The sequence below is a fragment of the Microcystis sp. M090S1 genome (genome assembly GCF_020246295.1).
Classification (GTDB): Bacteria; Cyanobacteriota; Cyanobacteriia; order Cyanobacteriales; family Microcystaceae; genus Microcystis; species Microcystis aeruginosa.
The window spans coordinates 1-8,288 of the sequence record NZ_JADBTF010000463.1 but is presented as its reverse complement, the minus strand read 5'-3'; the positions used below and the strand labels follow the sequence as shown (position 1 = coordinate 8,288).

General features: G+C 42.5%; 8 protein-coding genes and 1 pseudogene. 5 read left to right on the top strand and 4 right to left on the bottom strand.

What is annotated here, in order from left to right:
- A partial coding sequence (locus IM477_RS20255) for a zinc ribbon domain-containing protein (RefSeq protein WP_287697663.1) occupies positions 1-241 on the top strand: 241 nt, incomplete at its 5' end.
- A gap of 17 nt (positions 242-258) precedes the next feature.
- A pseudogene (locus IM477_RS20250) lies at positions 259-1,389 on the top strand (cation-translocating P-type ATPase); the annotation flags it as partial.
- Positions 1,390-1,781: 392 nt separating this feature from the next.
- On the opposite strand, the gene hemB reads toward IM477_RS20250, so the two are convergent.
- On the bottom strand, positions 1,782-2,768 hold the full coding sequence (gene hemB, locus IM477_RS20245) for a porphobilinogen synthase (protein WP_287733242.1): 987 nt from the start codon (positions 2,766-2,768) through the stop codon (positions 1,782-1,784).
- A 627-nt stretch (positions 2,769-3,395) separates the two neighbouring features.
- Here hemB and IM477_RS20240 point away from each other — a divergent pair.
- Both IM477_RS20240 and IM477_RS20235 read left to right on the top strand, forming a co-directional pair.
- Positions 3,396-3,761 carry a phasin family protein gene (locus IM477_RS20240; RefSeq protein ID WP_287733241.1) on the top strand — a complete coding sequence of 122 codons (366 nt, stop codon included), beginning with the start codon at positions 3,396-3,398 and terminating at the stop codon, positions 3,759-3,761.
- Between the two features lie 59 nt (positions 3,762-3,820).
- Positions 3,821-4,201, top strand: coding sequence for a hypothetical protein (locus IM477_RS20235; protein ID WP_287733240.1), 381 nt, complete (start codon positions 3,821-3,823; stop codon positions 4,199-4,201).
- A 79-nt stretch (positions 4,202-4,280) separates the two neighbouring features.
- Here the strand turns inward: IM477_RS20235 and IM477_RS20230 are convergent, their stop codons facing one another.
- The 3 genes from IM477_RS20230 to IM477_RS20220 form a co-directional block, all read right to left on the bottom strand.
- Positions 4,281-4,430 (bottom strand): hypothetical protein, encoded by a 150-nt coding sequence (locus tag IM477_RS20230; RefSeq protein ID WP_061433411.1) that lies wholly within the window; start codon positions 4,428-4,430, stop codon positions 4,281-4,283.
- A gap of 201 nt (positions 4,431-4,631) precedes the next feature.
- Positions 4,632-5,228 (bottom strand): retron system putative HNH endonuclease, encoded by a 597-nt coding sequence (locus IM477_RS20225; protein ID WP_287733239.1) that lies wholly within the window; start codon positions 5,226-5,228, stop codon positions 4,632-4,634.
- Complete coding sequence (locus IM477_RS20220; RefSeq protein WP_287733238.1) at positions 5,225-6,505, bottom strand: AAA family ATPase; 1,281 nt, start codon at positions 6,503-6,505, stop codon at positions 5,225-5,227. Before IM477_RS20220 ends, IM477_RS20225 begins: the two co-directional genes overlap by 4 nt.
- 286 nt (positions 6,506-6,791) lie before the next feature.
- Here IM477_RS20220 and IM477_RS20215 point away from each other — a divergent pair, with 286 nt between their 5' ends.
- On the top strand, positions 6,792-7,982 hold the full coding sequence (locus IM477_RS20215) for a class I SAM-dependent methyltransferase (RefSeq protein ID WP_287733237.1): 1,191 nt from the start codon (positions 6,792-6,794) through the stop codon (positions 7,980-7,982).
- Positions 7,983-8,288 lie beyond the last annotated feature (306 nt).

The following is an 8,288-nucleotide window of genomic DNA, read 5'->3' as shown; positions in this document are numbered from 1 at the left end:
TGGTGAAACTGTCAAAAAATCTTTATCGACTAGAACCCATCAGTGCAAATGTGGATGTGTTTTGGATAGGGATGAAAACGCCGCAATCAACATCCTTAAAAGGGGACTAAGTACGGTAGGGCATACCGGAACCTTTGGGCTAGACCCAATAAACGCTTGGGGAGAGAATACCTCTACTTTTTCAGAAGCAATTCTGTCTAAGCAAGTAATCTCTGTGAACCAAGAATCCCCGTCTCTTTAGAGCGGGGAGTGTCAACTGTGCAACAACACGACTTTGAGTTTGAATTTGTGGGACTCATCGGCCTGGAAGACCCGGTGCGCCCTACTGTTGCACCTGCGATCTCCGAATGCTATGGTGCGGGAATTCGCGTTGTGATGATTACGGGTGATTATCCGGTAACAGCCCAGAACATTGCCCGTCAGATTGGACTCAGGCCTTTAGACAAGGTGATCACTGGCAGGGAACTGGAGCAAATGGGTGAGTCGGAACTGCGCGATCGCATTCACAGCACCAACATCTTTGCCCGTGTCGTCCCCGAACAAAAACTATTGATTGTCAATGCACTGAAACGCTCCGGGGAAATTGTGGCCATGACCGGTGATGGTGTCAACGATGCCCCGGCCCTCAAGTCTGCTCATATCGGCATTGCCATGGGTGAACGAGGTACCGATGTAGCGCGCGAGTCTGCCGATTTGGTCCTGTTGAAAGATGATTTTTCATCCATCGTCGAATCGGTCAAACTGGGCAGACGTATCTTTGACAACCTGAAAAAGGGGATGGCCTATACCTTGGCCGTTCACGTTCCGATCGCCGGTATGTCGTTGATTCCAGTCATGTTTGGCTGGCCCTTGGTGCTACTCCCGATCCACATTGCCTTTCTGCACTTAATTATCGATCCGGCCTGCACGGTTGTGTTTGAAGCTGAACCGGCAGAAAGCGATATTATGCGTCGTCCCCCCCGTAATCCCAAAGAACCCTTGTTCAGTCGTCGGACGTTGCGATTGGCTTTGCTTCAGGGGATCAGCGTTTTAGTGGTACTGGTTATTGTATTCGCGATCGCCTATAACAACGGCAATAGTGAATTTGATGCTCGTGCCTTAGCATTTACGACATTGATTATCTCCAACCTCGCTATGATCTTAACCAATCGTTCCTGGTCCCGAACGATTCCAGAAATGCTCCAAGCTCCTAATCAGGCTTTGTGGTGGGTGATCGGCGGTGGACTCCTGTTTTTGGGATTAGTTCTCTATGTTCCCCTGCTACGACACCTGTTCAGCTTTTCATTTCTACATACTGATGATTTGCTGGTCAGCTTAGTTTCTGGAGTTGTCAGTATTTTCTGGTTTGAAGGACTAAAACTGTGGAACCGTCGGAACATGAACATCTAAAAAATAAGCATGAATGGATGATCAGAACTTTTACCGAAAATGTTTGTATAAAAGGCATCATAGATTCCACGCTCGGTTAACAAATCGTTGCAGCAGTGCGCTATGTAGTTGCTGGAATGAGAGGTTATCTACCGCTCCTGAACTCAATCGTTGGAAAGTATTTTGGCTCTTCTGGTTTCTGTGTGGAAACGAGGTCTATACTGATAGAATATCCGCAAAGTAGTCCTAAAAGTCTTGCCAAATAAGCACTTCAGGATTACATAAGCAAAAATTGTCACACAAAAAAGTCGAGAAGAGCCAGTATTTTTTTCAGGTAATCCCTAGAATTAAGAGTAGCAACCTCACCACCCCCTTATCCTGATCGGTTAGCCAAAAATTGTCACTTTTCCGATTTAACCCTCTGCTAACCAGCGCACGGCATCCTTAGCGTGGTAGGTTAAGATAATATCGGCACCCGCCCGTTTAAAGCTGGTTAAAGTCTCTAAAGTCACTCGTTTTTCGTCAATCCAGCCATTTAACGCCGCCGCTTTAATCATTGAATATTCCCCCGACACATTGTAGGCAGCCACGGGTAAATTAGTCATTTCCTTGATTCTCCAGATAATATCCAGGTAAGACAGGGCAGGTTTCACCATTAACATATCTGCTCCCTCTAATACATCTAATTCCACCTCTTTTAAGGCTTCCCTGGCATTACCCGGATCCATTTGGTAGGTTCTGCGATCGCCGAATTGGGGGGTAGAATCGGCGGCATCCCGAAACGGCCCATAATAGGCAGAGGCATATTTAGCCGTATAGGAAAGAATCGGTGTATCACTATAACCCGCCTCATCCAATCCTTGACGAATTGCCTGCACAAAACCATCCATCATTCCCGACGGTGCAATGATATCCACTCCCGCTTTTACCTGGGAAACGGCGGTTTTTTGCAATAATCCCAGAGTGGGATCGTTTAACACCCTGCCGGTTAAATCTCCCGTTTGCAGATAACCACAATGACCGTGGTTAGTATATTCACACAAACAAGTATCAGCGACAATGAGTAGATCGGGAACTGCCTCTTTAATCGCTGTTGCCGCTTTTTGCACAATACCATGATCGTGCCATGCTCCCGTCGCCTCTGTGTCTTTACTTTCTGGCAGCCCGAATAAAATAATCGCTGGAATTCCTAAATCCCGCACTTCCTTGGCTTCGTCAACAATTTTATCGATTGATAATTGGTACACCCCCGGCATCGATTTGACTTCCCGGGCAATACCTTCCCCCGTTGTGGCGAAAAGAGGATAGATAAAGTCATTGGCTGTCAAGACGGTTTCACTCACCAGACGGCGCATTTGAGGGGTTTGACGCAGACGACGGGGGCGATGAATAGGAAACATAGTTTTTTGTGATTAAATCGGGAATCTTGTCTCGATTCTTTAGTTTAAATCTTTGCTGAGGATGAACACAAATCGATTCAGCCGGCAGCTGGCTGCCGGCAGCTATCCGCAATATTTAGTTATTTTGAGCTTAATCAAACTATTTAGGTCAAAAATGACCTAATGAGGCTCTATCGTCGTTTTGAGGGCGAAAAACCAGCAATTTGACTAAAATTTAATCTTTATAGCGATCAATTTTGGTGTCGCCACCACCGCATCTATTTACAAAACTTTACCTCATCAGTTATCAGTTACCAGTTACCAGTTATCAGTTATCAGTTATCAGATGTGATACTAAATCCGTTTATTAAAAACTGATTATTTATTCTCCCTTTTGCCTCTTGCCTTTTGCATGAGTGCCTCTCCTCATAACTAGCTTATACTCAACGGATTTAGTATGAGTTTTCAGTTCACCGATGGCTCTCTTGGATATTGGCTGAAAAATGTTCACGGTGTTACATTAGCGGCGCAAGCGTTCACTGATTACTGTTTACTGTTCACTGTTCACTCACTCCCAAAACCCATCTCCATTTGGGAGAAGGATCGTTTATTCTAGGAAGTAAGAGCGATCAATTCAGGATTTTTGCTATGGCGAACTTAGGTGATTTAGTCAAAAAAGCAGTTTATTTGGGCGTAGGCATTGCTACTTATGCCGCCGAAAAAGCTGAAGTAAATTTACAAGAATTAAGAAATCAAGCCCAAAAATTAGCCGATGAAATGATTTCTCGCGGCGAAATAAACGCAGAAGAAGCGCGCAAATACGTTGATGAGTTGGTGAAACAGGCACAACAGCAAGCGGTGACAGCTAACGAATCTAATATTCCCCATGAACCCCGACGGATAGAAATTATTGAAGATGAGGAGGACACCAAAGCAGCCAATCCAAAAGTAGATGAATTGCGGCAACAGGTGGAACGTCTTCAGGAGGAATTACGGAAACTGCAACGGGATTAAAACCTAGATTTTAGCGACAAATAATTAATTATTACCAGACAAGGGATGCAAGTATAAACATGAACGATTGGCCGAAAGATTTTTGGGAAGTTATCGAAACTGTGGCGGTGGGAATTGAAACTTTTTTCCAAGAATTGAACCAAACTATCGAAGAAATTAATGAGGAAATTATCATCGATCTGGAACAGTTTATTCAAGAGGTTTTACCCCAGGAATTAGAAGAATTTTTTAACTCCGATGAATCCCTATTTTCGGAATTAGATGAACCCTCGGATTTTACCCTCACTCCTAAGGTTAACCCCGATCCTAACACCCATCCTGCTTGTATCGGTTGCCGTAATTATCACGGTTATATCTACGGAGGCAATCTTCTCGTCTGCGGTTTCCATCCCTACGGTTGGGATAGTGATAGTTGTCCCGATTGGCAAGCAGAGGATTAATTATTTTTCTATAAAATCAGGTAGGGTTATCATCCCTACCCATAACTTTTATCTCAAAGCAATTGTCTGTCATTTTTAGTTAAGAATTACCCTTGGGAGCATGGTAAGGTTCAGCATCAAAAGGCTGCATCCCCACATCGGGATACTCATCATTGTTGGGGCTAAAAATGCGAGCAAAAGCCTCTGTTAGGTACTGGACAAAATTGTGTAATGTATCCTTGATATTCATTGCTTTTCTCTCCGACTCTCGACAACAATCTCCGTTCAACTTCGGATAAGGTTGATTCACCCCTCCATCCCCATTATCTGGCCAGAATCTCATCAAGTGTTGACTTTTGCGATAATTCTTGAATAATCTTCATAAGACTTGATGTTTTTTCTTGTTTATTTAAACTTTTATAATAATTCTTGTATTTTTGTAAAGGAAAGATTATTCAATTAAATCGCTGATTTGTTGATCATCTAAGCATAAATATCCATTGACAAAAACTTGTAATTGAGCATTATCTATCTCCTCATCCAAAAAAGGCTCGATGGCTGCCTTACGAAGTGCCTTGATTTGGTTGAGGTTTAATCCCAACTTTTCGATAGTATTAATTGCTTTTTGATCATCTTCTTGTACGGGTTTAATTGTACCATCATAATTAAAGGCAAAGTGAGACTCACAATCCGGATTAAGTGGAGAGATTAAGAGATTTTCATCAAACCAGTTATTTTTTAGATTACCACAGTGCCGAGGTTCACCAAGCTCAAGATTTGCCTGACAGGAACATAGCAAATTGGCATAATCTAAGGTATCAACAGTGGGATCACTTTGAGGTTTAAAATGTTCTATATGGCATTCACCATCAACCAATCGACTTTCACAATAACAACATATTTCCCCCTGTTCTGTCATCAAAGCTTTAATTAGTATTTCTTTTGGTTTTCCCGCTAAATTTCTAAAGTCGGGCTGCCAATCTGAGTTAGCTTGCTCTTTCCAATTCTTAAACTCCGGTGGTTCTTGTCTTTTTCTAATATACTTCATTTTCCGATAATTTCCTTGCGTCGAATAATAACTTCAGCTTTAATTAATTCTGGATCATTTTGAATTTTAGCTCTGAGATCATTGATTTTCTTTTTAGCTGCCTCTAATTGATTTTGAGAAATTTGTTCATATATATCTTTCAAAGCTTCAGCGATTTCCTTGGGACGGGTTGTCTCTAATCCCATCAAATCTTCCAAAATTCGATCAACATTTTTGCCGTAGGACTCTTGTACGGTATCAATTTTTATTCCCATTTCTGTTTGTTCCATGAAGTGTAAACTTTCTGGTTGAACATGAGTGATAATATTAGGAGAATGGGTGGAAATAAAAAATTGACAGTTAGGAAAAACTTCTAGTAATTTAGGTACTACAAATCTTTGCCATTGAGGATGTAAATGTAAATCAATTTCGTCAATGATAATAACGCCAGTACCCGTTAAGGGATAAGGATTTTGAGGATTAGCAATCGCCATTCTTCGAGCTAAATCTCCCAGCATAGCAATCAGACATTTTTCTCCATCAGAAAGTTGATTAACAGTAACTATTTTATTCTTTTTTGTTACTTCCATTCTCAAGGGATTACGACGGACGCTAAGATTAGTAAAATCGGGTAGAAAACGTTTGATCGTTTTCCGAACCGCTTCCAATTGGGGATCGGGAAAACAAAAACCTTCTGGTTTAATTTCATCTTCCCGATATTTTCTATTTTCATTTTCTAAATCTTCGCGCTCGCGAAACCATGCAAAAAAAGTGCGAAAATCTGCTCCACTGGTTAAAGCATTTTCGTAGGCACTTAGAGAATCAAATTGATGTTTTGTTTTAATTTTTAAGGGTATATCTACCACGGCTCGATTAACAGAATAATAAACAAATAAAGGTAAGTTAATTTGTCCTTGATGTTCAGTAATTTGTCGTTGTATTTGTTGAGTGTATTCATTTAATTGGCTAAAATTACTCCCTTTTACAGCGTGGATATATCCAGTCCTAGTTTTTACTATTTTCCAAGTAATCTCTTGACTATCTTCCCTCACCCCCGTGATTTCAATTATAGCCGTCCCCTGACCATTATTAATCTCGGTTTCGCTAATCTGTCGTCCACTGGCATTAGTATTTTTTAGGCGCTTAACTAACCATGAAAGCATAATAGCCAAACTATCTAAAATGGTGGATTTTCCCGCACCATTAACTCCTATAAATACGTTTAATTGCCGATGAAAGTCGATGTTTAAACTGACTGCACCTCGATAATTAATAAGCTTTATAGACTTAATTCTCATGGTTTTTTGTATCGGCAAGATTTGCTTATATTTGAGATAATTGTTAGAGAATGACTCTCGAATAATTGCCAGTAAAACTTAGATAGGGTTAAGAGACAGTAGGACAAGGAATAGAAAAAAATATCGACCAAAGAAATAATATCTAATTTTGGCACAGAACCGGATAGTCATAATGATTATTTATCATTTACCCTCGACCAACTCAAAAAAACCCCGGCTGACTTTCCCGATCGCTGCCGTCTGTGAGACAATCGATCGAGTGTTATCCTAAACTCCGCCAATTTTCATGTCCGACGACGCTACTATTCGCACTGCTGTACAACGTCTCTACAATACCTATCCTTTCCCCCCCGAACCGCTCCTAGACGAACCTCCTCCGGGTTACAATTGGCGCTGGAATTGGATTGCTGCCTATAACTTTTGTTGTCATCGTAAACCTGAACGAGAGGATATCCGGATTCTCGATGCGGGTTGTGGTACTGGTGCAGGAACCGAATATCTGCTCGCGCTCAACCCTTTTGCTAATATAGTCGCTATAGATATCAGTGAAAAAGCCCTAGAAATCGCCAAAGAACGCTGTAATCGTTCGGGAGTCGCACTAAAACACCGAGGTTCTCTGGCTTTTCACCATTTACCCCTCGAATCGGCCACCAATCTCCCCGGAGAATTTGATTTAATTAACTGCGTCGGGGTGCTGCACCATCTCCCGGACCCGATTAAAGGTATTCAATCCCTCGCGCAAAAACTGGCCCCCGGTGGTCTGCTGCACATTTTTGTCTATGCACAATTGGGCCGCTGGGAAATCCAGTTAATGCAGTCTGCGATCGCACTTTTACAGGGAGACCGGCGCGGGGATTATAAAGATGGGGTCGCTGTCGGCCGAGAGATTTTTGCCTCTCTACCAGAAAATAATCGCATTTTGAAACGGGAAAAAGAGCGTTGGTCAATGGAAAATCATCGCGATGAGTCCTTCGCTGATATGTACGTTCACCCCCGGGAAGTGGACTACAATATCGATACCCTCTTTCAACTGATTGATGCGTCAGGATTAGCCTTTATTGGCTTTTCTAACCCTTCCTACTGGCAATTAGACCGTTTATTGGGTAAATCCCCCGAATTGATGGCTAGAGCGCAAAATTTAGGGGAAAGGGAACGTTATCGCTTGACGGAATTATTAGACCCGGAAATCACCCACTATGAATTTTTCCTCGCTAAACCACCGATTTTCACTGCCGATTGGTCCAGGGATCAAGTCCTAGAGAATGCAGTGGCCGAAGTTCATCCCTGTCTTTACGGTTGGCCTAGTGCAAGTGTTCTAGATTACGATTATCGGCCGGTTAATCTCTCGGAGACAGAATTTGCTTTTTTACAAGCTTGTGATGGTCGTTTAACCGTGGCAGCAATCGACGCTCAAGTTGCTTTAGGATTAACTGCTGTGCGTTCTTTACAACAGCGCCAACTACTGATTTTAAGTTAGGGAAAATTTGGGGATGTTAGAGATAGCGTCCCTTGGCAATGGGTAACTTGTGAACTAACTTTGCTAAATCTTGCCAAAACTTCTTTTTTCCTAACAATTATCCCCCTCCTGTCCCCATGGTTTCAGCCCCAGAACTAACTGGGGCTGAATTTTGACATCCTCACCGCCGTAAACGGACGGTGATTCCTCACCACGCCACCTTTTTAGGATGGTCGTTGAATGGGGTTGACGCTTCACAGGATGCTGCTACCTTAGCGGTAGTCTTACGCTTTCCGACCCGTCCGTTTTTAGTGTCCGAATGCCGGA